Here is a 25,081-nt window from a genome sequence, read left to right on the forward strand (position 1 = left end):
CTGGAGAAAAGTCTTATGAAAATCGCTGTGTATAGTACAAAACAGTACGACAAGAAGTATCTGCAGCATGTTAATGATGCATATGGCTTTGAACTGGAATTTTTTGATTTCCTGCTAACCGAAAAGACCGCCAAAACCGCCAACGGCTGCGAAGCGGTATGCATTTTCGTGAACGATGACGGTAGCCGCCCGGTACTTGAAGAACTGAAAGCCCACGGCGTGAAGTACATCGCGCTGCGCTGCGCCGGGTTCAACAACGTTGACCTCGATGCCGCCAAAGAGCTGGGCCTGCGCGTGGTGCGCGTCCCGGCATACTCGCCGGAAGCGGTCGCCGAACACGCTATCGGCATGATGATGTCGCTGAACCGCCGCATTCACCGCGCCTATCAGCGTACCCGCGACGCTAACTTCTCTCTGGAAGGGCTGACCGGTTTCACCATGCACGGCAAAACCGCCGGCGTTATCGGCACCGGGAAAATCGGCGTCGCCGCGCTGCGCATTCTTAAAGGCTTCGGTATGCGCCTGCTGGCGTTTGATCCTTACCCAAGCGCCGCCGCGCTGGATATGGGCGTGGAGTATGTCGATCTTGAAACGCTGTACAGAGAGTCCGATGTTATCTCCCTGCACTGTCCGCTGACCGATGAAAACTACCATTTGCTGAACCATGCCGCGTTCGAGCGAATGAAAGACGGGGTGATGATCATCAATACCAGCCGTGGCGCGCTCATCGATTCGCAGGCGGCGATCGACGCCCTGAAGCACCAGAAAATTGGCGCGCTGGGGATGGACGTGTATGAGAACGAACGCGATCTTTTCTTTGAAGACAAGTCTAATGACGTGATTCAGGATGATGTGTTCCGTCGCCTCTCCGCCTGCCACAACGTCCTGTTTACCGGTCACCAGGCGTTTCTGACCGCGGAAGCGTTGATCAGCATTTCGCAAACCACCCTCGACAATCTGCGTCAGGTGGCTGCTGGCGACGCCTGCCCTAACGCGCTGGTCTGATATTCCTTTCCCTTTTGTGCTCCCCCATGGCGGGGGGCACATTCAGATAATCCTCACAGAAATCGCCTGCGATAAAGTTACAATCCCCTTCATTTATTAATACGATAAATATTTATGGAGATTAAATGAACAAGTATGCTGCGCTGCTGGCGGTGGGAATGTTGCTATCGGGCTGCGTTTATAACAGCAAGGTTTCGACCAGGGCGGAACAGCTTCAGCACCATCGGTTTGTGCTGACCAGCGTTAACGGGCAGCCGCTGAATGCCGCGGACAAGCCGCAGGAGCTGAGCTTCGGCGAAAAGATGCCTATTACGGGCAAGATGTATGTTTCAGGCAATATGTGCAACCGCTTCAGCGGCACGGGCAAAGTTTCCGACGGCGAGCTGAAGGTTGAAGAGCTGGCGATGACCCGCATGCTCTGCACGGACCCGCAGCTGAATACGCTGGACGCCACGCTGAGCAAAATGCTGCGCGAAGGCGCGCAGGTCGACCTGACGGAAACGCAGCTGACGCTGGCGACCGCCGACCAGACGCTGGTATATAAGCTCGCCGACCTGATGAATTAATAGTTACCGCAGCTTCCGCCTGCCAGCGCCTGCTCGCTGCAGCGCTTGCCGTTCGGCAAGGCGCACATGCCGATAGCGGAGCCATCAAGCTGGCGGGCTACCGATAACGAGCCGCCAACCATGGCGCAGTTTGCCTGGCCGGAGCTGCTCATCGCGGCGCGCATCCCGGGCGACACGTGCGCCGCCGTCGCCTGCTGAACAGGCTCATCATGACTACTACACGCCGACAGTAACAGCGCAGCACATCCCACTAAAAACGCAGCTCGCATCTTCTCTCCCCCTCAGATACATCTTAAAATGAACAAGCCTAAGGATAATAGGCAGCTCAGCGCGCCGCGTCGAGAGGCGAAGTACGTATTTATGCGCTGTATTAACATTTATTAGCAAATTTTTTTGGCGTCAGAAGCCTCTCAGCATAAGCACATTCATCTCTGTACGACTGAAAAGCATCATAATGAGGCAATAGTTGCCCGACAGTAAAAGATGTAGTGCTTTGTTGTGCAAGAAGATTTCCTCCGCGATAGCACTATTCATAAAGCAGGGGCCGATATTTTTATGAATTGCATATCTTCATCCTTAGTTAAAATTAACGACCTGCGTTATTTTGATGGATTAATCAACGATAATATTAATCACCTGTTTTATCAAAATGCTGAAATGTCTTATCAGAATATTTGATATGAATCAGTTGCTTATTAATACTATTTGGTAAATACTACCTCAGTGACCACTAGTTGTTATGGCAACGCTATATAATATGTTCTGCTAATAGATGTTTTATTTCGTATCAAGAAATCCATTCGGCCCAGCCACACAGGCAATCAGAAATAGCCATTGCGGATGTGTACGCTTTTTTCTCAAGGTTTAGAGACCGGTGCCCATCCTGTATGCCGGTAATAAATCCCCACCTGCTTTCAGCCCTGCCCCAATTCTAATGGTATGACATAAATGGAAGATGCTGCAGAGGTGCCAGCGAAGAGCGCCAGGTTGCTTTATTATCGAATTCAGTGACCGCCTGAACGGCCACTGCTAAGAAAAGGCAGTTACACAGAACGTATGTACAGCCCCGTATATAACCAAATCTAGCTTTTAACAGCAATATCAACGGCTTCCCTGATTGACTTCAGCAATCCTGCTTTATCACGAAGTCCTATAAATTTTCTGTATACAGGCGCCTCCCAATTGCTCCCACATATCACGTTGACACTTAAATTATTTGAACCTTCGTGGAATGACACATCTACTGAAAAATCATTTGGATACTCAACTAATAATATATCTTCATCAATATAGCCTACTGGACCATCGAAATCCGTGATAAATAATGTATCATCAGTCACCACTCCACCTTTGAAATCTATATCTATACGATTGATACTCATTTCATGTACTCCTTGGCTTTTTGCTCCGATATTGGATGAGAGTGAACAACCCCCTGAGACTCTTTAACAACAACCCACTGGGTTTCTTTTCCAGCATAAGCACCAATTACATGATCATATTTTTTCACCTTCCATGTTGGGTGTTTGGCTGTCATTTGCCCATTTTTCCATGCGTCGATATCGATTTCAGCAATATTAACATCTGGTTTGAATTTAGCACTCCCTCCATTAGCTGTTGCATTAACAATATCCTTCCAGGATACACCTTTAGGGGGATAATGCTTGTGCTTATGATTAACTGATTTTGGCAGGCTACTTAACATAACATAAATCGGCTCAACGCCGGTTCCTGTCGCATCAGGTTGCCAGTAGATGAAGTCCTGCAGCGGCGGAACATCGGCTACTGGCAGTGAGGTGGTGACAATACTGTCCGCCTGTTTTACTTCCGTGCCGGTGTGAACCGGCGTCACTGGCACTGGCGTGCTGTTGCCGGTATGGGATGGCGCAGCGGGACCAAATGGTACAGGGTTGATCAGAATGCTCAGTGACGGAGCCCCGTCCACCGCCGGTACCATGATTTTATCAAGTCCGGAGGCCTTGTCGCGTACGCCACTCAGTACCGGTACAGTGGCAGATATGCCGCCTGTGCCAGTTTTCACCAGTTTCAGAGACTGGCGCCCATCCATTTCCATGGTGATAAATCCACGCACCGGCAGGTCAACGCTTTTCATCCCCGGATCGATGATCAGTTTACCAGCTGTAAACAGGCGGGCCTGGGCGGCCATTATCTCAATATCACGCCCGGGAACCTTACTGTCGTTACCGCCACCGGCACGGGGCGAGAAGAATATCGTCGATGCAGCAGCTACCATGGCACCAGCCGTTGTGGCAGTGGCGGCTCCTGCCACGCCCACAACACCCCGCCAGAGGGCTGATGAAATCCAGCCGGAGAATTCAGCGGTAGCCGTTATAACGGCACTGGCTACACCGGGAAGGGCAGCCGGTGCCCGTACCGCCACGGCGGCCATCTGTATCATTCCCGGCGCCCGGTTTAGCAATATTACCCCCGGTTTTAACATCAGAACGGAGACAGCTTTTACCATCTCCTGGGTGTAAACCGGGGTGCCCTGAATACCCACCTTCGCAAAAAGAGCCTTTTGCGCCTCCTCAGCCTTCAGTCGTTCAGCTTCCTCTTTCTCCGCCGCAACCCTGTCAGCTTCAGCCTTTGCTTTTGCAGCGGCCTCATGCGCCCTGGCTTCCTTGAGTTCCCGCTCAACTTCTGCCTGCTGGCGCTGCGCTTCTTCCTGCGCCAGCAGTGCGGCCTGATAAGTTTCCTCAGCCTTTTTAGCTTCCCTCTCCGCCTTTTTTCTGGCTTCGTTCAGTGCTTTTTGACGGCCAATTTGCTCCCCAAGCGCCGCAAGTTCCTGGTTGTTCTGATGTGCAAGGTCGGTGACGCTCGGCCCGGACCTGGCTTTTTGAAGAGCTTTGTCCGTCACGTCTTTCAACTGCTGCATGAGTCTGTCAAGGGATGCCTTTGCTGACTGCTGAGCTGCCGTAGCGGCACGGATTCTTTCCGCCTGCGCCGCCATCGTTTTTTCCAGATTTTCGGTTGACCATTTTGCGGTGGCTTCAATGGCCGCCGAGCATTCAGCCTGAAGACGGGAAAGCGTCTTCTTGCGCTGGTCAGCCAGTATACTGCCGCTACCAGGAACAATATTTGCGTGCCCGCCAGAAAAGCCTGCGCCGCCATCCCCGCCAATCACGGTCATCACCTCTTCACCGTCGGCATTAACGCCGAGGGAAACCATTCCTGGAGGAGCTGGTGTTAGCGGTGCCGGTTGATTTTCAGCCATCATTCTGTCTCCTGTCCGTCGCGGAGCTCCAGATCGGCCAGACGCTGGTCAATATCTGTTCGCGATTCCTGTTCTTGCAGCATCAGAGCTTTGTCTTCCAGACGAGCCTGACGTTCTTCCTTCAGAGCCTCAATAAGAAGTGCTACTACCCCGTTAATATTTAGGCTGAGGGCATCCTTCAGCACACGGCCATCGTTTAAAATCACTTCAGTCCGAGAGACGGTTTGAGGTAGAACAGCCTCCACCTCTTGCGCGATAACGCCAGCTTCGCTAACCCCCTGCTTCAGGTAGGTGTAACCACTGATGCGATTCAGTTTTTCAAACGCATTATCGATTTTTTCAACCTGGGTTTTCATGCGTGCGTCAGAACTGCTGTGCCAGGCGCCATTAGTATAGGCATGACCATCATTACGGAACTCGTACCAGCCCTGCGCGCCACCGTTGGCCACATGTAGGCCGAGAAAATGATGCTGGCCAATACGTTCCGAGTGATAGAGGTCTGCGGATAAATCTCCTGCCCCCTGAATGCATAAACCGTTCGTTATTCTGGCTGCGTTGTTATCTATCTGGCGATAACCTTTCGCGACAAACCATCCGTCTGAATTGCGTTTAACATACTGACCCGCATCAAGTTCATTGTTAGGACGGACGCGAAGCTCATTCCACTTTCCATGCCAGTCACGGTATGAAAGTAATCCGTAATCATCATGACCGGCGTTAACCCGAGCCCCCATAAGCATTCTTGTAACGACGCTGCCAGTCTTGAAATCGGTATACATAGGGGCAGAGTCATAGGTTTGACCGTTAATAAGCGCATCTGGCCCGGTCAATGTGGTAAAAACTCCCGCATTGTGAGAAACCATAGCCCCACCTGAAATATCCACGCCATTACGAAGAGCAACGCGCCCGGTTTTGAGGTTAAAGGATAATGGGCGAAGGGTATTCCATTGCCCGTCTTGCGCCTGCCCTTCAGGGGTGACGAGGGTGTGAAAATCATTCCCGTCATTGCGCAAGACGACTCCCGTTTTGCTACCTGCCAGGCGGAACGCGTTCTGCGATTTAGAAACGACTTCACCATCTGTCACCACACGTTTACGCAATGTGGTCAATGATTTCATTTCTGAAATATCGTCGTTAACGCCATTTAAAACTTGCGCATTACTTTTTTGGTCAACCATTTCTATATTCCTTATCGATGATTTAATTACTTACGGTATGAATAGCTGAATATATTTATCCAGCACTTCCACTTGGATTACTCCATTAACACCTAATTGCAATTCATTTAACTTAATTACCCGTCACGCTCATTCCAGAAAGCATTGAGAGGGTTAAATCATTAGATGTATACATATTCAATTTCTCCAGATTTCGATTACTGAAATGATTAAATTAATAAAACAGAAACTACATAGATACTCGCGTTCGCAACCAGCCATAGATAAACGATTCATTGGCATCATTTCTTTCAGCCAGCTCCAGATAATACTGCCCTTGACTACAGTTTAATGCCCGTAACAGTACAAGCTCTCCTTCGTTTCCTCTGCGAATAAGATAATGGCTCAAGGCATTTAAAGTTCTCGGCCCCATTACACCATCGGTCATAAGATCCGGATAAAGTGCCCCACGATGATTAAACGCATTTAACCAGCGTTGAAGCCATTTACCGGGTAGAACAGGCCCCATATTAACCCCGGCATCACACAGTTTTTCAGCGATCGCGGTAGATATTTCAGCAACATGATCGAACCGGGGCGCAATCCAGTAGTCAGCGTTGAGAATATCCAGCGCCTGCTGGCGCGTCAGTTTTTGCATATCGCCATCATAACCATGAGCCCGCGCGGTGACTTGAGTAATCCCCCAGTTTGTCGGCCCACCTCTATCATCAGCATGATTTACATAACCGCCCTCCTTTTCCAGAATGGCATTAAAAATCTCATCTTTATTCATCTATTCCTCATTTATCGATTAAATGCGCGATATTCCCTCTCACCAGGAGCACGGCAATAAAGACAAAAAAATTCACGGTAACAACCAACCAGTGGGTCGAGGTATACAAGCCGAAGAGATAACGAAACGGTATGCTGGCATAAGTGATGACCAGCAAATATGCCGTATACGATATCCATGGTCGATATCTTCGGTGCCGGACGCGCCGATAAAACATCAAGCTTAGGGTAATAAAAGCGCAGAGCGTTGCGTTTACCAGCGCGGGAAGATCATTTTCCATTCGGGCGCCCACTGTTGTTGCGGGTGAGTATTTTATACAGGTCGCTGAGATCCTGATTATTCAGAAAGGTAAGTATCTTAATAATCAGCGCCGATATCAGTACGGCACCTAACGCATCTAACGGTCTATCACTATATCCTGTCCAGATAGCCAACTTTGTCCCAATTAGCCCGGCGCCCAGGACACCAACAATGAAGGACGTCATAAAATAGGCCACTAGTCTAAAACGCGTTATATTAACCGCCGTCGCCACATAAAATACCGCGCCAGCAAACGCGCCAAATACAACGCCATAATCAATACCTGTCACCAGGCCAAACATACCGGCGCCCATTAATCCACCCGCAACAATTATCGACGTACCGGAAACAGGATCGGACATATACCCTCCCTTCTTTCACTATGAATAATGATGGTAAATAACGAAGCGCAGGGTCATTTTTCCTGGCACTGAGGCGTTACCTCGCCGTTACTTTCTTTCTTCTTTGCAAACCAAGCGCATAAATTGCCCTCTGACAGAGATAGCTGCCTGGTTCTATATAATCGTGTGCAAACTCGTGCTGATAAATAACGGTCGCTCGCACAATCTGTCGTTTATATTCCTCGCGCTGCCAGAAAATATCCTGCGCAACAAATTTAATCGGCAAAGCATCCTCAATACGGCTGGGCGTGTGGTGTCCTCCCTTTGCCTGAATCTGAGCGCGGGAAGGCGTGGGCCGGTGGATGAGATCGGAACTGAGGGTTTGCGGATTTTGTAAGTGGGCTCGCTGCGCGCGGCGTCGGCCGGCGGCGGAGCCATTAAACGCGGTTTTACGGGACATTGCGGTCTCCTTTAATGAGCTTTGGCGGTATGTACCCTTAATGGCTATACCCCAAAGCACATTGCGTCATGGCGCTGGCCTTTCAGCCACGTAGATTCCGTACGGAATCGTTGTATTTCATCATCAAGATGGTGCTGTACATCAGGTTGATGAAAAAAGAATACCTTAAGGTAACTTAAAAATAAATACCCATGGGTATACTTTATGGCGAATAAATCGCAATCCATTGAAAAATGAGAGATATTTTTTAACCTGTTGCCCAGCGACACCATTAAGAGCCGGAAAGGCCGAGGGAGCGCGCTGAACAGGGTGTGGCAGGGTTATGCGGGAAAAGACGCAGGTATGCCCGGCTTACACGCGGCATACCGGGTTAAAACTTATCGGCTGAACTCAGTACGAATGGCGACCTGCGTGGCAATGCACGCCTTTAAACGAAGCGTTTAACGCTGTGGCTATAAATCACGCGACCAATGATCTTCAGATACTGTTCATGGCTTTCGCCAATCGTCCAGTCTGCATATTTACTGTTATCCGAGTGAACAAGCAGGCCATCCGCCGTGAACTGAAGGCGCTTCACCAGCACCGCGCCTTTAAAGGAAAAGACGTAAATGCCGTCGCCTTCAAAGTAGTCTTTCGAGACATCGACAAAAATGTAGTCACCGGTCTCAATGGTGCCGGACATGCTATCGCCGGATACGGTGATCACCTTGATATGCTCTGCGGGCCTGTTACCAAAAAGCCGCAGCGCGCCGGCAGAGTCATAGGTGATACTGCTGACCGTTTCATCAACCTCGCTGGAGACAATGCAGCCCGGCCCGGCGCTGGCCTGGGCATCCAGAACCTCAATGACATATGGCATCTGTGGCGAATCCTCTACCGGTTCTCGCTCAATATCAATATTCCCGGTGATACCGTCCATCCATCCGCGGGGAAGATTGAACGAAGATTCAATAAGTTCGACCATCTCGTCAGCTATCCTTTTCTTTTGCTTTTTGCCTTCGGGGTAGAGCATTCTTGAGACGTAAGAAGGCTCCCGGCCAAGGGTTCGGGCCACATCAACGGCTTTGCCGCCGCATAAATTATCGCGGATATAGAGCAAGCGCTGCCGTCTGATTTCGTATTTATCCATCGCAAAGATTCTAACGCCATTTACCATCAGGTATCTAAAATATAGCAAAACCCAATTAAATTACCTATAGGTAATAAAAAACGGTCTGCTGCGGCTCCTTCGTCGCAGCGGAACCGCAACACTGCTACTTATGGAAAAATGACGCCATTGATTTTGGTGTAGGGTGTCGTTCATACGTGGACACCTATGTAATACGTTGAATTAATTTATCTGAACTATGGATTTTGTCGCTACTGGAGATCAAAAAATCATGTTCCTCCGGGGTCTATACTTAGACAGTAATTCGCAAACCCGGTCCCCCTGCCGGTAACCATGCAGGGAGAAACGAACTTTTACGCTACCGGTGAAATCGCGCCGATAGCGGTTGCGCAGAATGCAGAATAGATAAGCGAGTGCTCAGAAGGTATCAATGGGCATAAAAACATTTTTATCAAACATTTAGCAATGTGAGTATTGATATGATCACTATCGACGGTAATGGCGCGGTTGCTTCAGTCGCGTTTCGCACCAGTGAAGTTATCGCCATCTACCCGATTACGCCCAGCTCCACCATGGCGGAGCAGGCGGACGCCTGGGCCGGCAACGGGCTGAAGAACGTCTGGGGCGATGTTCCCCGCGTCGTCGAAATGCAGTCGGAAGCCGGGGCCATTGGCGCCGTACACGGCGCGCTGCAAACCGGCGCTCTCTCGACCTCTTTTACTTCATCGCAGGGTTTACTGCTGATGATCCCGACGCTGTACAAACTCGCCGGTCAGCTGATGCCGTTTGTGCTGCACGTCGCCGCACGCACCGTGGCAACCCACGCGCTCTCTATCTTTGGCGATCACTCGGACGTCATGGCCGTGCGCCAGACCGGCTGCGCGATGCTCTGCGCCAGCAGCGTCCAGGAAGCCCAGGATTTTGCGCTGATTTCGCATATCGCTACGCTGCAAAGCCGGGTGCCATTTATACATTTCTTCGATGGTTTCCGCACCTCGCACGAAATCAACAAAATCGCCCCGCTGGCGGACGATACCCTTCTCAGCCTGCTGCCGCAGGATAAAATCGATGAACATCGCCAGCGCGCCCTGAATCCCGAACATCCGGTAATCCGCGGAACCTCAGCTAATCCGGACACCTACTTCCAGTCGCGTGAAGCGACTAACCCATGGTACGACGCGGTTTACGAACACGTTGAAACGGCGATGAACGATTTTGCCGCCGCCACCGGGCGTCAGTACAAACCGTTTGAGTTCTACGGACATCCGCAGGCCGAGCGCGTTATCGTGATTATGGGCTCCGCAATCGGCACCTGTGAGGAAGTGGTTGATGAACTGCTGAGCCGCGGAGAAAAAGTCGGCGTGCTGAAAGTTCGCCTTTACCGGCCCTTCTCCGCCGCGCACCTGCTGGACGTTCTGCCGGAAAGCGCCCGCGCCGTGGCGGTCCTCGATCGCACCAAAGAACCGGGCGCCCTGGCTGAACCGCTGTATCTCGACGTGATGACCGCGATGGCGGAAGCCTTTAACCGCGGCGAGCGGGAAACGCTGCCGCGTACCATTGGCGGCCGCTACGGTCTCTCATCAAAAGAGTTCGGACCGGAGTGCGTGCTGGCGATTTTCAACGAACTGAGCGCCGCCAAACCCAAGCCGCGCTTTACCGTTGGCATCTACGATGACGTCACCAACCTTTCCCTGCCGCTGGTAGAAAATACCCTACCGTCGGAGGCGAAGCTGGAAGCCCTGTTCTACGGCCTCGGCAGCGACGGCAGCGTCTCGGCCACCAAAAACAATATCAAGATTATCGGTAACTCGACGCCATGGTTCTCGCAGGGCTATTTCGTCTATGACTCGAAAAAAGCCGGCGGCCTGACGGTCTCTCACCTGCGCGTCAGCGAGAAGCCGATTCGTTCTTCCTATCTTATTTCGCAGGCCGATTTCGTCGGCTGCCACCAGCTACAGTTTATCGACAAGTATCAGATGGTTGAGCGCCTGAAGCCCGGCGGTATTTTCCTGCTCAATACCCCATACAGCGCCGAAGAAGTCTGGTCGCGCCTGCCGCAGGAAGTCCAGGCCACGCTGAATCAGAAAAAAGCGCGGTTTTATATCGTTAACGCGGCCAAAATCGCCCGCGAGTGCAGCCTTGGCGCGCGCATCAACACCGTTATGCAGATGGCGTTTTTCCATCTGACGCAGATCCTGCCGGGCGATAGCGCGCTGGCGGAACTGCAGGGCGCGATTGCGAAAAGCTACAGCAGTAAAGGCCAGGAACTGGTCGAACGCAACTGGCAGGCGCTGGCCCTGGCCCGCGAGTCGCTGGCGGAAGTGCCGTTACAGCAGGTCGATGCCAACAGCCCGAACCGCCCGCCGGTCGTCTCCGACGCCGCGCCGGATTTCGTCAAAACCGTGACCGCCGCCATGCTGGCCGGACTCGGCGATGCGCTGCCGGTTTCCGCCCTGCCGCCGGACGGTACCTGGCCAATGGGCACCACCCGCTGGGAAAAACGCAATATCGCTGAAGAGATCCCTATCTGGAAGGAAGAGCTTTGCACCCAGTGCAACCACTGCGTTGCCGCCTGCCCGCACTCGGCAATCCGCGCGAAAGTGGTCTCCCCGGACGCGATGGAAAGCGCCCCGTCCAGTCTGCACTCCCTGGACGTTAAATCCCGCGATATGCGCGGCCAGAAATACGTTCTGCAGGTCGCGCCGGAAGATTGCACCGGCTGTAATCTGTGCGTCGAGGTTTGTCCGGCAAAAGATCGGCAGAACCCGGAGATCAAGGCCATCAATATGATGTCGCGCCTTGAACATGTCGAAGAAGAGAAAGTGAACTATGACTACTTCCTCAATCTGCCGGAAATGGACCGCAGCAAGCTGGAACGTATCGATATCCGCACTTCGCAGCTGATCAGTCCGCTGTTCGAATACTCCGGCGCCTGCTCCGGCTGCGGCGAAACGCCGTATATCAAGCTGCTGACTCAGCTCTACGGCGACCGGATGCTGATCGCCAACGCCACCGGCTGTTCATCGATTTACGGCGGCAACCTCCCTTCCACACCGTACACCACCGATGCCAACGGCCGCGGGCCGGCGTGGGCCAACTCGCTGTTCGAGGATAATGCCGAATTTGGCCTTGGCTTCCGCCTTACCGTCGATCAGCATCGTCAGCGCGTCATGCGTCTGCTATCGCAGTTCGCCGATAAACTTCCGCCCGAACTTAACGATGCGCTGCACGCGGAGGCAACGCCTGAGGTACGCCGCCAACAGGTGGCCGAGCTGCGCAAGGTGCTGGCAAATGAAGAAGGTGCGAAGGAACTGTTAATCGACGCCGACGCGCTGGTCGAGAAATCTATCTGGCTGATCGGCGGCGACGGCTGGGCCTACGATATCGGCTTCGGCGGTCTCGACCACGTGCTGAGCCTGACCGAAAACGTCAATATTCTGGTGCTCGATACCCAGTGTTATTCCAACACCGGCGGCCAGGCATCGAAGGCTACCCCGCTGGGTGCGGTGACTAAATTTGGCGAGCACGGCAAGCGCAAGGCGCGCAAAGATCTTGGGGTCAGCATGATGATGTACGGTCATGTTTATGTGGCGCAGATTTCCCTTGGCGCGCAGCTCAACCAAACGGTAAAAGCGATTCAGGAAGCGGAAGCGTATCCGGGGCCGTCGCTGATTATTGCCTACAGTCCTTGCGAAGAACACGGTTACGATCTGGCGCTAAGCCACGATCAGATGCGCCAGCTGACCGCGACCGGGTTCTGGCCGCTGTATCGCTTTGACCCACGTCGTGCCGATGAAGGTAAACTTCCGCTGGCGCTGGACTCCCGTCCGCCGTCAGACGCGCTGGCGGAAACGCTCCTGAACGAACAGCGCTTCCGTCGCCTGAACGCGCAGCAGCCGGAAGTTGCGGAGCAGCTATGGAAAGATGCGGCCGCGGATCTACAAAAACGCTATGACTTCCTGGCGCAGCTGGCCGGTAAGGCGGAAAAACCCACCAGCGAAAGCTAATTCGCTGCCGTTTTTATCAGCGCATAAAAAAAGCCCGAATATTCATTCGGGCTTGTCGCTTTACCGCTCAATAAAAACCATTCTCAGGAACGGAGGGTAATATAAATTCTTGAATGACAATAAAAGGCATATAACGAGCGGATAATACGATACTAAAATCGATATGTATAATTTTTATTTTGTATATTTCCCACCAAATCATTCATTATAATTATTATCATTTCATCTGAATTATTTATTTTAGATTTTACTCATATCGTAACAATTGATACTTACCATATCTCTATTTGCTCCTTTAGCATGAGTTCACTTCCCAGGAGGAAGCTAAAACAAAAACCGTTAAAGGATTGTCCAAATGAAAAGAAAAGTACTGGCCCTCGTTATTCCAGCATTATTAGCTGCTGGCGCTGCTCATTCTGCTGAAATTTATAATAAAGACGGAAATAAACTGGATCTCTATGGCAAGGTAGACGGTCTGCATTATTTCTCCGATGATTCATCGAAAGATGGCGATCAATCCTACGTCCGTCTTGGCTTCAAAGGCGAAACCCAGATTAACGATCAGCTGACCGGCTACGGTCAGTGGGAATATAACGTTCAGGCGAACAATACCGAAGGCTCTGACAACCAGGCCTGGACCCGTCTGGCATTTGCTGGTCTGAAATTCGCTAACTACGGTTCATTCGACTATGGCCGTAATTACGGCGTACTGTACGACGTAGAAGGCTGGACCGATATGCTGCCAGAATTCGGCGGCGACTCCTACACCCAGGCCGATAACTTTATGACCGGCCGCGCTAACGGCGTTGCAACCTACCGTAACAATGACTTCTTCGGTCTGGTTAACGGCCTGAACTTCGCCCTGCAGTATCAGGGTAAAAATGAAAATCAGTCCGGTGATGAAAATCAAGAAGGCACCGCCAACAATAATGGTCGCAACGTAAAAAACTCTAACGGTGACGGATTTGGCCTCTCCTCCTCCTACGATCTGGGTATGGGCGTGAGCATCGCAGCGGCCTATAGTTCTTCCGACCGTACCAATGAGCAGACCCATTATTCTACAGCCGGCGGCGATAAAGCCGATGCCTGGACCGCAGGATTGAAATATGATGCCAACAATATCTACCTGGCAACCATGTATTCAGAAACCCGTAATATGACCCCATATGGTAATAACAGCGATACTATTGCCAACAAAACGCAAAACTTTGAAGTGACGGCTCAATACCAGTTCGATTTCGGTCTGCGTCCGGCTATCTCCTACCTGCAGTCTAAGGGTAAGGATTTGGTTATGCAGGGCAATGCTGCTAACCCGGCAGGAAATACCGGTGACAAAGATCTGGTTAAATATGTCGACATTGGCGCGACTTATTACTTCAACCGTAATATGTCTACCTACGTTGATTACAAAATCAACCTGCTGGATGAAGACGATAGCTTCTATTCTAACAACGGCATCTCTACGGATGACGTCGTCGCGTTAGGTCTGGTTTACCAGTTCTAATGTCCGGGCCCGCTGGCAACGGCGGGCTTTGTCTTCCCCTCCCGGCGATCGACTGCATTCAAAGCAAAACAATATATCGATTACCTTAAAATAATCGTCCGTTAAATGATATATTGCTCCCTGGAATTGCCGTAGCCGTAAGAGGACGCCCGCCATGCACCATCACCCCGTAACATCATCCCGAATCACCTCCGTCGCCTATGATGAATCCGCCGGCATTCTTGAAATCCGCTTTCGCGATAACCAAACGCTGCAGTATATCGGTGTCCCGCCGCGCATTTTCCGCGACTTTCTGCTGGTGGTTTCTAAAGGCCGTTTTTACGATGGCGTCATTAAAGGAAAATTTACCGAACGCCGCTGCGCCTGATGACGAAAGTGTGATTGCGCGCAATGTACAATAATCGCCTGGATGACCTACACTTTAAGTGGTTACTTAAACAGGAGGTTTTATGAACAGAATGATTCTTGTGCCCATCGATATTTCTGATACAGAATTAACCGATCGCGTTATCAAGCATGTTGAAGCTGAAGCCAGAATCGATGATGCCGAGGTGCATTTCCTGACCGTCATTCCCTCCCTTCCCTATTACGCTTCGCTGGGAATGGCCTACACCGCAGAGCTGCCGGCGATGGATGACCTCAAAGCCGAATCGGAATCGCGGCTCAAAGAGATTGTGAAAAAGTTTAATATCCCCGAAGACCGTATCCATTTTCACGTTTCAGAGGGCTCGCCGAAAGATAAAATCCTTGCTATGGCGAAGTCTCTCCCCGCGGACCTGGTGATTATCTCTTCGCACCGTCCCGATATCACCACCTACCTGCTGGGCTCTAACGCCGCCGCCGTTGTCCGTCATGCGGAATGTTCGGTGCTGGTCGTGCGGTAAACTGACTCTGCCCGCCGCCGTGCGGGCTTTTTGTTTCTTTGATCTGACCCGCAGCGCCGCAGATAGGGTCATTTTTTAGCTGCGACTATTAAAATTAGTACGTTGTGACTTTTTCATTTTGCTGTATAAAGCCCTTACCCGAACATGGGTATGTCTTACAACAATTATAGGGATGATATGAAAAAGTTAATTATGGTAGTTTTAGCCGCAGCCGCTATTTCTGGTTGCGCCCAGCAGAGCTTCTCGGTAAATCCTGGCGTGACCGTTCAACCTCAGCAGGTTACCACTCACCACTTCTTCGTCAGCGGTATTGGCCAGACTAAACAGATTGATGCTGCGGCCGTGTGCGGCGGCGCCGACAAAGTCGTCCGTACCGAAGTACAGCAGACTTTCGTCAACGGCCTGCTGGGTTTCGTCACCCTCGGCATTTATACTCCACGTGAAGCGCGCGTTTATTGCGCTAAATAATCGCTGGCGGCAGGCATCATAAGTGCCTGCCCGTTTTCAACCACCGTCCCTTTGCCCCAACATACTCATCTTTTCTCGCCCCCCACCTGGAGGCTACCTTCTGATCGACCATACGAAGAAATCACATAAACGCCCGGCGCACGATGATGAGTGACCACGCACCGGCAGCTGGTTTCTCAGTCCCTACGGCGCTCCTTTAGCGCATGCCCATAAGCCCCCGAATGATACGTCCTATGGAAAACTGGAGTGCCCAGGCCGGGAAACACTCCAGTGTAACGATCTCATGATCGGGACTTAGGGGTTTTGCTTACAATACCCGCGAGCGGCAATGATTTAGAATCGATATTGAAGACCAGCTGTAATGGTATAGTTTTTATTTGCAATACCGGCCGCATCTCCTCCAATTGAACCTGATTCGCCGCTATTGGTATCTATAATCTGCGTGCCTCCCTTGCCCTCTTCATATTTACTGTAGGTGAATTCAGCAAAAACTTTGGCATGCGACGTGATGTAATATCCGGCATCAACCGATGTACCGTAATAACGCGAATTAGTGGATTTCTCCCGGAAGGTCAGCTCACGCATATAGTGCTCGTCGTTATCATGAGCCCGGACCCAATCACTGAATTTAAACAGGGCATTAAACTCAAAGTCATTAACACGATACTGCCCCGCGAGGCCAATGTAGGGCATGGAGAATCGCTGGCTGTAGCCAATACCGCGCTCGCCGGTCGGGAAATTGCCCGTAGTCGCACCGTTATCATAATTATAAGAACCACCGGTGGCCGTCCAGCTAAAACGGGTTTCCTGATATCCCGCAATGACGCCCGCTTTATAATTTTCGTTCTGGAAAATCCAGCCTTGCACGCTGAGATCGTATTCATTGGCATAATTGACGCTGGTGCTGGGATGAGATGAGTGGTCTGTCCACCCGGACTGATTATCGTTCATCCAGTCATAGTCATCCATATGACCGGAACCTGAAGCTAACGACGTCCAGCCGCGGGCGGCCAGGGTCAGGAAGGAGTAAGCATCCCATGAGATATCGCCTTTCACAATGGCGACATTCTTTATTTTCCAGTCCAGTTGGCTGACTTTTCGCCCCGTATCCGCGTCATAAACCCTCTCCTGAGATTTCCCACTCAGCATCCCCGCGGACGTCGATACGGTAAAACTTTCCGCCGAAAAATTCGGGCTTAATTGCGCTGGCTCAGCATAAGCTGTTCCTGAAAGAGTCGCTATCATCATTACTGCAACGGTACTTTTTTTCATTTTTATTCCCATCATTAAAAGATAATCCATAAGTTGCAGTGGAAGTTTAAATCTCCGACAAATGCCAGGCAACTGTCAATTTTTGTCATTACTTTATTCATAACCCAGAGAGTGAAAATGTTGGCTGGTTAAGCGCTTCGTTTTACAAGAGAAAATCATATTAATGAGATAGACTTTCAGATTATTATTAGGCATAAATCGAATAGCTATAAGCTTGAAGAAAAACCGCTCCTGTGACGCTTTTCTCTCAAACTTCGCGTCTATTAGACAGCGCCATAAAATATCTTCGCTGTATAATTATCAGGGTGCAAATAATCATATTGCGATCCGAACGGAACATGGCAAGAACAGCAATAATAAGCGTCAAAGCAGCGGCGTAAAAAATGATTCATGCGTAGATTACGCGCTAGCATTCGTCCTATCGCGAGGAGAGCATGGCCTCGGCGTGGCCAAAATTCGCCGCAGTATCGCCGGCAGATGAAAAGCCGCAGTAAAACGCGCTGGCATTCGTCGTCGGAATCCGTACCATACGCGACATACTTTTGCCTGCTGGCGACTCTCAGCCGGCGCTAACCCCTTGCTAACCAGATGGGGCATGAAAACGCGTAAATGATGCAGGCAGCTGACAGGACATGGATAGCAGAAACGAACGGCGATTGGGTACTGATGCCCAACGCCAGGCTTGCACCGTGGCGTACCTTTGCCCCTTTTGTTTCAGAGAACGTTAATAATGCTAGATAATCAGCAAGTTACAAAGAAAGAAAAATACAACCTCGACAAATTGCAGAAGCGCCTGCGCCGCAACGTCGGCGAGGCGATCGCCGATTTTAATATGATTGAAGAAGGCGACCGCATCATGGTTTGCCTCTCCGGCGGTAAAGACAGCTACACCATGCTGGAGATTTTGCGCAATTTGCAAAAAAGCGCGCCAATCTCTTTCTCACTGGTGGCGGTCAACCTCGATCAAAAACAGCCGGGCTTCCCGGAGCATATTCTGCCGGAATATCTTGAGCAGCTGGGCGTGGAATATAAGATTGTTGAGGAAAACACCTACGGCATTGTTAAAGAGAAAATTCCGGAAGGTAAAACTACCTGCTCGCTCTGCTCGCGTCTGCGCCGCGGCATCCTTTACCGCACAGCTTCTGAGCTGGGCGCGACCAAAATCGCCCTGGGCCACCACCGCGACGATATCCTGCAGACCCTGTTCCTGAACATGTTCTACGGCGGGAAGATGAAAGGTATGCCGCCGAAGCTGATGAGCGACGACGGTAAACATATCGTGATTCGTCCACTGGCCTACTGCCGGGAAAAAGATATTGAGCGCTTCTCCCAGGCGAAAGGTTTTCCGATCATTCCGTGCAACCTGTGCGGTTCGCAGCCCAACCTCCAGCGCCAGGTGATTGCCGATATGCTACGCGACTGGGATAAACGCTATCCTGGGCGCATCGAAACCATGTTTAGCGCGATGCAGAACGTGGTGCCTTCCCATCTTAGCGACGTTAACCTGTTCGATTTTAAGGGCATTCATCACGGTTCTGCGGTGATTGACGGCGGCGACCTGGCGTTCGATCGTGAAGAGATCCCGATGCAGCCGGCCGGCTGGCAGCCGGAAGAGGATGACGCGCAGCTGGATGAACTGCGCCTGAACGTGGTGGAAGTAAAATAACGTCTTGCGTCTCAGGCGCGCGCCTGAGACGCCTTTGTCGCGCTTATTTCAGCAAACGAACCCGGCAGGCCTTACCTTTAATCTTCCCGTTTTGCAGCTGCTTAAACGCTTTATGCGCTACGCCCTGGCGCACGGCTACGTAGACATGCGCCGGATGAACGGCAATCTTGCCGATGTCCGCGCCATCAAGGCCGATATCACCGGTCAACGCCCCCAGCACATCGCCCGCGCGCATCTTCGCTTTTTTACCGCCATCAATGCACAGCGTGGCCATCTCTGCCTGCAGCGGCACAACAGTGCTATTCGTCGGCCCGTTCATCCAGTTGAGCTTCATTTGCAGCATTTCGGCAAGAATATTCGCGCGCTGCGCCTCTTCCGGTGCGCAGAGGCTAATCGCCAGACCGCTTTCACCGGCGCGAGCGGTACGACCAATGCGGTGCACGTGAACCTCCGGGTCCCAGGCCAGCTCATAGTTCACCACCAGCTCGAGCGACTTAATATCTAACCCGCGGGCGGCAACGTCGGTCGCCACCAGCACGCGCGAACTCCCGTTAGCAAAGCGCACCAGCGTCTGGTCGCGGTCGCGCTGTTCAAGATCGCCGTGCAGCGACAGAGCGCTCTGTCCGGCGGCGTTTAGCGAATCGCAGACGGCCTGACAATCCTTTTTGGTATTGCAGAACACCACGCAGGAAGCGGGCTGATGCTGGCTCAGCAGCTTTTGCAACAGCGTGATTTTACCATGTTGCGAAGTTTCAAAAAACTGCTGTTCGATAGCCGGCAGCGCATCAACAGCATCAATTTCAATGGTCTGCGGGTTGTTCTGCACGCGGCCGCTAATCGCCGCGATCGCTTCCGGCCAGGTGGCGGAAAACAGCAGCGTCTGGCGCGAAGCCGGCGCAAAGCGGATCACTTCATCAATGGCGTCGCTAAACCCCATATCCAGCATGCGGTCCGCTTCGTCCATCACCAGGGTTTGTAGCGCGTCCAACGACACGGTGCCCTTTTGCAGGTGATCGAGCAAGCGCCCCGGCGTGGCGACGATAATATGCGGCGCGTGCTGTAGCGAGTCGCGCTGGGCGCCAAAAGGCTGGCCGCCGCAGAGGGTTAAAATTTTAATATTTGCCAGAAAGCGCGCCAGGCGACGCAGCTCACCGGCGACCTGATCCGCCAGTTCGCGGGTCGGACACAGCACCAGCGACTGCGTCTGGAACAGCGAGGCGTCAACGTGCTGGAGTAACCCGAGGCCGAATGCCGCCGTTTTACCGCTGCCGGTTTTTGCCTGCACGCGGACATCTTTACCCGCAAGAATCGCCGGCAAAGCCGCCGCCTGAACTGGGGTCATCGAAAGATACCCTAGTTCATTCAGATTAGTGAGCTGGGCGGCGGGCAAAACATTCAGAGTTGAAAAAGCGGTCACAATTATTTCTCGCATTACATTTAGGGGCGGACAATCTGCTGGCGCGTATCGTCGCAGATCTCCGCTCCCGATGCGACAATTTAATCGGCTCATCGTCAGGCGGTGGGTCGGGTAACGGGCGCGGGCGGGGTTTGGGATCGTGGACCGGTACAGGATCGTTGGGTTCCGGCGGAATGGGGATTGAGTTCAGCGGATGAATAGGCATATTGACTCCCGGTTATGGGCGGGTACACCAGTTAAGCGTAGAAGCTGAGAAACAGAGCGCAAAAAAAAAGCCGACTCATTAAAGTCGGCGTCGTACGAATCAATTGTGCTATGCAGTAATTCAAAAAAGGAAGTAAGACAATATGGAGCGCAACGCCCATCGCTTGACGTTGCATTCACCTGCGAGAGAGATATTGCCCTGAATGGGTAGACGGTTTATTGATTTCGCTCAAACATTGCCGGGTTTTCATCATCATCACCGCGCCAAAAGGCGATTCTTTACAACCATTTACTACGATGCAACCACCATGTAACACCCCCAATGAGAACGACTAACATTATGCAGAAAATAGAAAAACCCATATGCCAGCTATTGCCGGGAATGCCGCCGAGGTTGACGCCAAAGAGTCCGGTTAAAAAAGTGCTGGGTAGAAAAACCATGGCCATCAGCGACATCGTATAGGTTCTACGTGATAGCGACTCCTGCATAATTTGCGCGATTTCATCGCTCATAATCGCCGTGCGGGCGATGCAGCTATCAATCTCATCCAGACCTCGCCCCAGACGTTCGGCAATATCCTGCATCCGTCGCCGATGGTCGTCCGTCATCCACGGCAGACGCTCGCTGGCAAGCCTTGCATACACATCACGCTGCGGCGCCATATAGCGGCGCATGACGATAAGCTGTTTACGTAACAGCGCGAGGAAACCGCGCGGTGGGACCTGCTGATCCAATAAATCATCTTCCAGATCGATAATCCGGTCGTGAAGCTGCTCGATAAACTCGCTGGCGTGATCGGTTAGCGCATCGCAAACATCCACCAGCCAGCCGCCGCCGTCAATCGGGCCGTTGCCCTCACGCAAATCGCCGAGCACATCATCCAGCGCCAGGACTTTGCGCTGCCGGGTGGAGACAATCAAACGCTCGTCCATATAAAGACGCATCGCGACCAGCTGGTCCGGGCGCTCATCGGTACTGCCGTTAATACAGCGCAGCGTGATTAATGCCCCATCGCCAATTCTCGTCACTCGCGGGCGAGTGCTCTCGCCGGCCAGCGCATCGCGCACGTTATTGGGCAGCAGCGGCGTTGATGACAGCCATTCCGCGCTATCAACATGGGTATAGTTGAGATGCAGCCAGCAAGGATGCTCTTTATCAATGGTGTCACTATCGACCAACGGCTTTACGCCGCCCTGCCCGTCGAACACCCATGCAAAAACGGCATCCGGCACGTTCAGTTCCGATCCCTTAATGGCGTCCACTGGACCTCCGTTAACTCATGCACATTTCCGTAGTCTAGCCTTACGCGACGGTTACGCAAGAGCTAATCAGGGCATGCTGCTGAATTCACTGGCGAAAAGCGAGGAGCCTGAAAAAAAGAACCCGCCGGCGGCGGGTTGTGGATGTACTTTGCAATACTGTGTCTAACCTGCATTATTAGCCGCCGCCAGACGCTGGGCTGACGGGAAGGCAGGCTAGCAGGAGCCGTTCATTTTTTCTCTTCTGCGTATTGACGAGCGTTGTCATGCAAATGGGTACACATGCTTTTTTCCTCCATTTTAGTAAGCAAAATAAGAATAGAGTGATATTGCCGCTTTGCAAGTTTAACCGTGACCTTTAGCGCTATTCAGATAGCGCAGCAATAGCAGCAGGTCTAAATCGTTGCGTAGATGAAATTTAGACATAATCTGGCGCTTGTGTGCAAAAACCGTTTTATTGCAAAGCGAAAGTTTTCGGGCAATCGCGTTCACCGTTAACCCCTGATAGATTGCCGCCGCGATAATTCGCTGCTGTGGGGATAGTTTCCTCTGCGGGCAACGCTCGCATCGCAACACCGATTTTTCTTCCGCTGGCGGTGGGGGCAGAATCCATGAGAGTTTAATTTTCGCCATAACCTGAGAGATTTTCTCATCGCGCCCAACAAAGACGATCTCTTTCAGACAGAGCGGCAAAGCGGCTCTTCCCCGTCGGTTTCGCCTGGCAACCAAACCAATCAGCAATCCCGGTTTCCGATTTAACAACTCGGGATGACATACGAATTCTGCTCCGCGACATAAATCCAGCACGACCACATCAGCATCCTGCACGATCCGTTGATTAAGCGATGCGGCACATTGCGTAGATAATGCGTACTCCGGGAAGAGGCCCTGTAATATAAAGTGCAATCCTAAATTAAAAAACTGATTATTATTTTTAATGACGATATTCAACATCGGCTTAGCCTGCTGAAGAAAGTAAATCAAGTATTATCCAGACAGCTAACGATACGCAAAGTACCGCTATCGTCGATTTACAAAACACGATATAAATAAACATTATTTTTCGACCTGAGAACTGGCGCCCCACGAAATTTAAGTAGAAATAGCGTTCTGGCGCGGCGAATCAGCCCCGGCTAATTAAAATCGACCCGCCCCGTTGTGGATTACCCTCCCTCGCCTTGACTAAAAAAGAGATATTGCAAAAACGTTATATCATTCACATGGATATATTTATGCTCGCCGGAGCGTCGCCACTAAGGCTGGCTTACGATCAAGCATCGTAAAAACCCACGCTATTACGGCTGAATTGAATTTTCATCTAAACACACTCATTAACTCAAGTTATTTTTCGGTGTCATTTTAGACTATTCATAGCTTGCCTTGTTGCTCCTCTCAGCGGTTATTGGCTGGCAGAGGGGCGGACTCCCCTGCGGAGAAATGGGAGAGTGGCAAACCATCCCGCGAAAGCATTCAACAAAACGTCACCTTCTGTGGGGCATCACGTTCGGCGCATTTCTTTTTGCGCAAAATGCTGTATTATGCGATTTATTGCAGTATTTTGCGGGTTTAGATTATGCACAAAACGGCCAGACAGAAATATCTAATTGATATTATTAGCGAAAAAGGCCAGGTCACGATCAGTGAGCTGGTCGATAACCTGCAAGTTTCTGCAGATACGCTGCGCCGCGATCTCAGCGACCTCGAGAAACAGGGGCTGGCCCAGAAAAACCACGGCGGCGCTATCGCGCTCAATCTCTCCAGCATGAATCGCCAGAACAGGAATACGCTGCTACCGGATATCAAGCAGCGCTTAGGTAAAATGGTGGCGGAGAAAATCCCCAGCGGATCCACGCTGTTCCTTGACGCGGGGAGTACCGTGTTGGCCGTCGCCGCTCAAATACAGGGCCCAATGACGGTTATCACCACCTCTTTGGATATCGCCCAGCACTTCAGCGCGCGTCCGGATATTCAGCTTATTTTGCTGGGGGGAAAATGGGATATGCAGCAGCGCCTGTTTGCCGGTAGCGCTACGGTTTCGCTGCTGGAACGCTATCGGGCGGATATCGCTATTCTCGGCGCCTGCGCGCTCCATGCCGATCTCGGCCTCAGCGCCAGCCAGGAAGCGGACGCCGAAGTTAAGCGCGCCATGCTGGCGGCCAGCGCGGAACATTGGCTGGTGGCCGATCATATGAAACTCAACCACTGCGAGCCCTGGCTGGTTGCCGGACTCGCCGACATCCATCAGCTCTTTCTTGACCGGCCATGGGAAGAACTGAAGGATAACGGCTCAATACAACTCACTATCGCTGATGCTTAAGAACGCGGAGATGCTTATGACTAACGGTAAGAACATTAATATTGCCCTGATTGGCTACGGCTTCGTCGGCAAAACTTTTCATGCTCCGCTGCTCCAGTCCGTCGACGGCCTGAATCTGGCGATTGTCGCCTCGCGCGATGAAGAGAAAGTGAAACGTGACCTGCCAAACGTCACCGTCATCGCATCGCCTGAAGAGGCCATCCAGCATCCGGATATCGATCTGGTGGTCATCGCCTCTCCTAACGCAACCCATGCTCCGCTTGCCCGTCTGGCCTTAAACGCCGGTAAGCACGTCGTCGTCGACAAACCCTTTACTCTTGATATGCAGGAAGCCCGCGAACTGATTGCGCTCGCGCAAGAGAAACAGCGGGTGCTGTCGGTGTTCCATAACCGCCGCTGGGACAGCGATTATCTGGCAGTGAAGCAGGTTATCGAACAGGGGCTCATCGGCAACGTGAAACATTTTGAATCCCATTTTGACCGCTTCCGCCCGGAAGTACGCGTCCGCTGGCGGGAGCAGAACGTACCGGGCAGCGGCCTGTGGTTTGATTTAGGCCCGCATCTGATCGACCAGGCGCTGCAGCTGTTCGGCCTGCCGCAGTCGGTGCAGGGAAACATCGCCACTCTGCGTGAAGGCGCGGAGATCAACGACTGGGCGCACGTGGTGCTGAACTATCCGCAGCACAAAGTGATTTTGCACTGCAGCATGCTGGTCGCGGGTGGCGTATCGCGCTTTACCGTCCATGGCGATAAAGGCAGCGCCGTCAAACAACGCGCTGACCAGCAGGAGAGCCAGCTGCTGGCGGGCGTGGTTCCGGGCAGCGAAAGCTGGGGCGCGGACGACGATAGCCTGGTGGTGTTTGACGCAGACCTGCGCGCCAGTGAAATCAGCGCGCCACGAGGCGATCAGCGCCAGTACTATATTCACGTCCGCGACGCGCTGACCGGCAAAATCAACAATCCGGTATCGCCATTAGAGGCGCTCGCCGTGATGGCGGTGCTGGAAGCGGCAGCGCAATCCGCCGAGAGCGGTACAACACAAACGCTCGCGCTGACCGCAGATGAACTGGCGGGTCTGCAATAAGCGCCGCGCAATATGTCTGAGGGGTTGTCGCCC

General features: G+C 52.1%; 23 protein-coding genes and 2 pseudogenes. 11 read left to right on the top strand and 14 right to left on the bottom strand.

Features of this window, described 5'->3' with window-relative positions; translation table 11 throughout:
* Positions 1-15 precede the first annotated feature (15 nt).
* Together GUC22_RS14520 and hslJ are read left to right on the top strand one after the other, a co-directional pair.
* Positions 16-1,005, top strand: coding sequence for a 2-hydroxyacid dehydrogenase (locus tag GUC22_RS14520; RefSeq protein WP_004139156.1), 990 nt, complete (start codon positions 16-18; stop codon positions 1,003-1,005).
* Between the two features lie 125 nt (positions 1,006-1,130).
* Entirely contained in the window at positions 1,131-1,571 is a 441-nt protein-coding gene (gene hslJ / locus GUC22_RS14525; protein WP_004139159.1) for a heat shock protein HslJ, read from the top strand.
* Here hslJ and GUC22_RS14530 read toward each other — a convergent pair.
* The 9 genes from GUC22_RS14530 to GUC22_RS14570 form a co-directional block, all read right to left on the bottom strand.
* The gene (locus GUC22_RS14530; RefSeq protein WP_024358353.1) at positions 1,568-1,840 is read right to left on the bottom strand and encodes a DUF333 domain-containing protein; all 273 of its coding nucleotides are present in this window, start codon (positions 1,838-1,840) and stop codon (positions 1,568-1,570) included. The two genes, hslJ and GUC22_RS14530, sit on opposite strands and share 4 nt — an antisense overlap.
* Positions 1,841-2,653: 813 nt before the next feature.
* Positions 2,654-2,953, bottom strand: coding sequence for a hypothetical protein (locus GUC22_RS14535; protein WP_004139169.1), 300 nt, complete (start codon positions 2,951-2,953; stop codon positions 2,654-2,656).
* The gene (locus GUC22_RS27430; RefSeq protein WP_053086483.1) at positions 2,950-4,809 is read right to left on the bottom strand and encodes an S-type pyocin domain-containing protein; all 1,860 of its coding nucleotides are present in this window, start codon (positions 4,807-4,809) and stop codon (positions 2,950-2,952) included. Before GUC22_RS27430 ends, GUC22_RS14535 begins: the two co-directional genes overlap by 4 nt.
* Positions 4,806-5,984 carry a tail fiber domain-containing protein gene (locus GUC22_RS14545; RefSeq protein ID WP_004139172.1) on the bottom strand — a complete coding sequence of 393 codons (1,179 nt, stop codon included), beginning with the start codon at positions 5,982-5,984 and terminating at the stop codon, positions 4,806-4,808. Before GUC22_RS14545 ends, GUC22_RS27430 begins: the two co-directional genes overlap by 4 nt.
* A 229-nt stretch (positions 5,985-6,213) precedes the next feature.
* A complete protein-coding gene (locus GUC22_RS14550) occupies positions 6,214-6,756 on the bottom strand; it encodes a glycoside hydrolase family 108 protein (protein WP_004139174.1) in 543 nt (180 codons plus the stop codon).
* A 7-nt stretch (positions 6,757-6,763) separates the two neighbouring features.
* On the bottom strand, positions 6,764-7,036 hold the full coding sequence (locus GUC22_RS14555; RefSeq protein WP_004139176.1) for a phage holin family protein: 273 nt from the start codon (positions 7,034-7,036) through the stop codon (positions 6,764-6,766).
* Positions 7,026-7,418, bottom strand: a complete 393-nt coding sequence (locus GUC22_RS14560) for a phage holin family protein (protein WP_004139178.1) — start codon at positions 7,416-7,418, stop codon at positions 7,026-7,028. Before GUC22_RS14560 ends, GUC22_RS14555 begins: the two co-directional genes overlap by 11 nt.
* A 76-nt stretch (positions 7,419-7,494) precedes the next feature.
* The gene (locus tag GUC22_RS14565) at positions 7,495-7,857 is read right to left on the bottom strand and encodes a hypothetical protein (RefSeq protein ID WP_004139179.1); all 363 of its coding nucleotides are present in this window, start codon (positions 7,855-7,857) and stop codon (positions 7,495-7,497) included.
* Positions 7,858-8,284: 427 nt separating this feature from the next.
* A complete protein-coding gene (locus GUC22_RS14570; protein ID WP_049090298.1) occupies positions 8,285-8,986 on the bottom strand; it encodes a helix-turn-helix transcriptional regulator in 702 nt (233 codons plus the stop codon).
* A gap of 458 nt (positions 8,987-9,444) precedes the next feature.
* Between GUC22_RS14570 and nifJ the strand changes: the two genes are divergently transcribed.
* The 5 genes from nifJ (at position 9,445) to GUC22_RS14595 (ending at position 15,828) form a co-directional block, all read left to right on the top strand.
* Entirely contained in the window at positions 9,445-12,972 is a 3,528-nt protein-coding gene (nifJ, locus tag GUC22_RS14575) for a pyruvate:ferredoxin (flavodoxin) oxidoreductase (protein ID WP_102650180.1), read from the top strand.
* Between the two features lie 355 nt (positions 12,973-13,327).
* Positions 13,328-14,476, top strand: a complete 1,149-nt coding sequence (gene ompC / locus GUC22_RS14580; protein ID WP_004139187.1) for a porin OmpC — start codon at positions 13,328-13,330, stop codon at positions 14,474-14,476.
* Between the two features lie 154 nt (positions 14,477-14,630).
* Positions 14,631-14,843 (top strand): KTSC domain-containing protein, encoded by a 213-nt coding sequence (locus GUC22_RS14585; protein ID WP_004139189.1) that lies wholly within the window; start codon positions 14,631-14,633, stop codon positions 14,841-14,843.
* Between the two features lie 82 nt (positions 14,844-14,925).
* The gene (gene uspF, locus GUC22_RS14590; RefSeq protein ID WP_004121089.1) at positions 14,926-15,360 is read left to right on the top strand and encodes a universal stress protein UspF; all 435 of its coding nucleotides are present in this window, start codon (positions 14,926-14,928) and stop codon (positions 15,358-15,360) included.
* A gap of 177 nt (positions 15,361-15,537) precedes the next feature.
* A complete protein-coding gene (locus tag GUC22_RS14595) occupies positions 15,538-15,828 on the top strand; it encodes a Bor family protein (RefSeq protein WP_024358363.1) in 291 nt (96 codons plus the stop codon).
* A gap of 333 nt (positions 15,829-16,161) precedes the next feature.
* Here GUC22_RS14595 and GUC22_RS14600 read toward each other — a convergent pair whose 3' ends face one another.
* On the bottom strand, positions 16,162-17,100 hold the full coding sequence (locus GUC22_RS14600) for an omptin family outer membrane protease (RefSeq protein ID WP_024358364.1): 939 nt from the start codon (positions 17,098-17,100) through the stop codon (positions 16,162-16,164).
* 484 nt (positions 17,101-17,584) lie between these two features.
* Here GUC22_RS14600 and GUC22_RS27615 point away from each other — a divergent pair.
* Positions 17,585-17,841 (top strand): annotated as a pseudogene (locus tag GUC22_RS27615) (site-specific integrase); the annotation flags it as partial.
* Positions 17,831-18,766 carry a tRNA 2-thiocytidine(32) synthetase TtcA gene (ttcA, locus tag GUC22_RS14605; RefSeq protein ID WP_024358365.1) on the top strand — a complete coding sequence of 312 codons (936 nt, stop codon included), beginning with the start codon at positions 17,831-17,833 and terminating at the stop codon, positions 18,764-18,766. The pseudogene GUC22_RS27615 and the gene ttcA, both read left to right, overlap by 11 nt.
* A gap of 43 nt (positions 18,767-18,809) precedes the next feature.
* On the opposite strand, the gene dbpA is transcribed toward ttcA, so the two are convergent.
* The 4 genes and pseudogenes from dbpA to GUC22_RS14620 all read right to left on the bottom strand — a co-directional run bounded on the left by dbpA (position 18,810) and on the right by GUC22_RS14620 (position 22,601).
* Positions 18,810-20,183, bottom strand: coding sequence for an ATP-dependent RNA helicase DbpA (dbpA, locus tag GUC22_RS14610; RefSeq protein ID WP_004139192.1), 1,374 nt, complete (start codon positions 20,181-20,183; stop codon positions 18,810-18,812).
* A gap of 40 nt (positions 20,184-20,223) precedes the next feature.
* Positions 20,224-20,388 (bottom strand): annotated as a pseudogene (locus tag GUC22_RS27550) (hypothetical protein); the annotation flags it as partial.
* A 278-nt stretch (positions 20,389-20,666) separates the two neighbouring features.
* Entirely contained in the window at positions 20,667-21,650 is a 984-nt protein-coding gene (gene zntB / locus GUC22_RS14615) for a zinc transporter ZntB (protein ID WP_098363358.1), read from the bottom strand.
* A gap of 342 nt (positions 21,651-21,992) precedes the next feature.
* A complete protein-coding gene (locus GUC22_RS14620) occupies positions 21,993-22,601 on the bottom strand; it encodes a helix-turn-helix domain-containing protein (protein WP_098363389.1) in 609 nt (202 codons plus the stop codon).
* Between the two features lie 619 nt (positions 22,602-23,220).
* On the opposite strand from GUC22_RS14620, the gene GUC22_RS14625 reads away from it, so the two are divergent.
* Both GUC22_RS14625 and GUC22_RS14630 read left to right on the top strand, forming a co-directional pair.
* Positions 23,221-23,964 (top strand): DeoR/GlpR family DNA-binding transcription regulator, encoded by a 744-nt coding sequence (locus tag GUC22_RS14625; protein ID WP_160183599.1) that lies wholly within the window; start codon positions 23,221-23,223, stop codon positions 23,962-23,964.
* Complete coding sequence (locus tag GUC22_RS14630; protein WP_004139200.1) at positions 23,957-25,048, top strand: oxidoreductase; 1,092 nt, start codon at positions 23,957-23,959, stop codon at positions 25,046-25,048. The genes GUC22_RS14625 and GUC22_RS14630 overlap by 8 nt, the downstream gene beginning before the upstream one ends.
* The last annotated feature ends 33 nt before the right edge of the window (positions 25,049-25,081 follow it).

Origin of the sequence: Klebsiella sp. MPUS7, assembly GCF_009905335.1 — a bacterium.
Classification (GTDB): domain Bacteria; phylum Pseudomonadota; class Gammaproteobacteria; order Enterobacterales; family Enterobacteriaceae; genus Klebsiella; species Klebsiella grimontii.

Bases quoted from the DNA above. Each gene is read 5' to 3' on its own strand.
- GUC22_RS14555 (WP_004139176.1), bottom strand. From the start codon at position 7,036: ATGGAAAATGATCTTCCCGCGCTGGTAAACGCAACGCTCTGCGCTTTT.
- GUC22_RS14530 (WP_024358353.1), bottom strand. From the start codon at position 1,840: ATGCGAGCTGCGTTTTTAGTGGGATGTGCTGCGCTGTTACTGTCGGCG.
- GUC22_RS14545 (WP_004139172.1), bottom strand. From the start codon at position 5,984: ATGGTTGACCAAAAAAGTAATGCGCAAGTTTTAAATGGCGTTAACGAC.
- uspF (WP_004121089.1), top strand. From the start codon at position 14,926: ATGAACAGAATGATTCTTGTGCCCATCGATATTTCTGATACAGAATTA.
- GUC22_RS14550 (WP_004139174.1), bottom strand. From the start codon at position 6,756: ATGAATAAAGATGAGATTTTTAATGCCATTCTGGAAAAGGAGGGCGGT.
- GUC22_RS14565 (WP_004139179.1), bottom strand. From the start codon at position 7,857: ATGTCCCGTAAAACCGCGTTTAATGGCTCCGCCGCCGGCCGACGCCGC.
- GUC22_RS14595 (WP_024358363.1), top strand. From the start codon at position 15,538: ATGAAAAAGTTAATTATGGTAGTTTTAGCCGCAGCCGCTATTTCTGGT.
- ompC (WP_004139187.1), top strand. From the start codon at position 13,328: ATGAAAAGAAAAGTACTGGCCCTCGTTATTCCAGCATTATTAGCTGCT.
- GUC22_RS14535 (WP_004139169.1), bottom strand. From the start codon at position 2,953: ATGAGTATCAATCGTATAGATATAGATTTCAAAGGTGGAGTGGTGACT.
- ttcA (WP_024358365.1), top strand. From the start codon at position 17,831: ATGCTAGATAATCAGCAAGTTACAAAGAAAGAAAAATACAACCTCGAC.
- GUC22_RS14620 (WP_098363389.1), bottom strand. From the start codon at position 22,601: ATGTTGAATATCGTCATTAAAAATAATAATCAGTTTTTTAATTTAGGA.
- GUC22_RS27430 (WP_053086483.1), bottom strand. From the start codon at position 4,809: ATGATGGCTGAAAATCAACCGGCACCGCTAACACCAGCTCCTCCAGGA.
- GUC22_RS14585 (WP_004139189.1), top strand. From the start codon at position 14,631: ATGCACCATCACCCCGTAACATCATCCCGAATCACCTCCGTCGCCTAT.
- GUC22_RS14600 (WP_024358364.1), bottom strand. From the start codon at position 17,100: ATGAAAAAAAGTACCGTTGCAGTAATGATGATAGCGACTCTTTCAGGA.
- nifJ (WP_102650180.1), top strand. From the start codon at position 9,445: ATGATCACTATCGACGGTAATGGCGCGGTTGCTTCAGTCGCGTTTCGC.
- hslJ (WP_004139159.1), top strand. From the start codon at position 1,131: ATGAACAAGTATGCTGCGCTGCTGGCGGTGGGAATGTTGCTATCGGGC.
- GUC22_RS14625 (WP_160183599.1), top strand. From the start codon at position 23,221: ATGCACAAAACGGCCAGACAGAAATATCTAATTGATATTATTAGCGAA.
- GUC22_RS14520 (WP_004139156.1), top strand. From the start codon at position 16: ATGAAAATCGCTGTGTATAGTACAAAACAGTACGACAAGAAGTATCTG.
- GUC22_RS14630 (WP_004139200.1), top strand. From the start codon at position 23,957: ATGCTTAAGAACGCGGAGATGCTTATGACTAACGGTAAGAACATTAAT.
- GUC22_RS14560 (WP_004139178.1), bottom strand. From the start codon at position 7,418: ATGTCCGATCCTGTTTCCGGTACGTCGATAATTGTTGCGGGTGGATTA.
- GUC22_RS14570 (WP_049090298.1), bottom strand. From the start codon at position 8,986: ATGGATAAATACGAAATCAGACGGCAGCGCTTGCTCTATATCCGCGAT.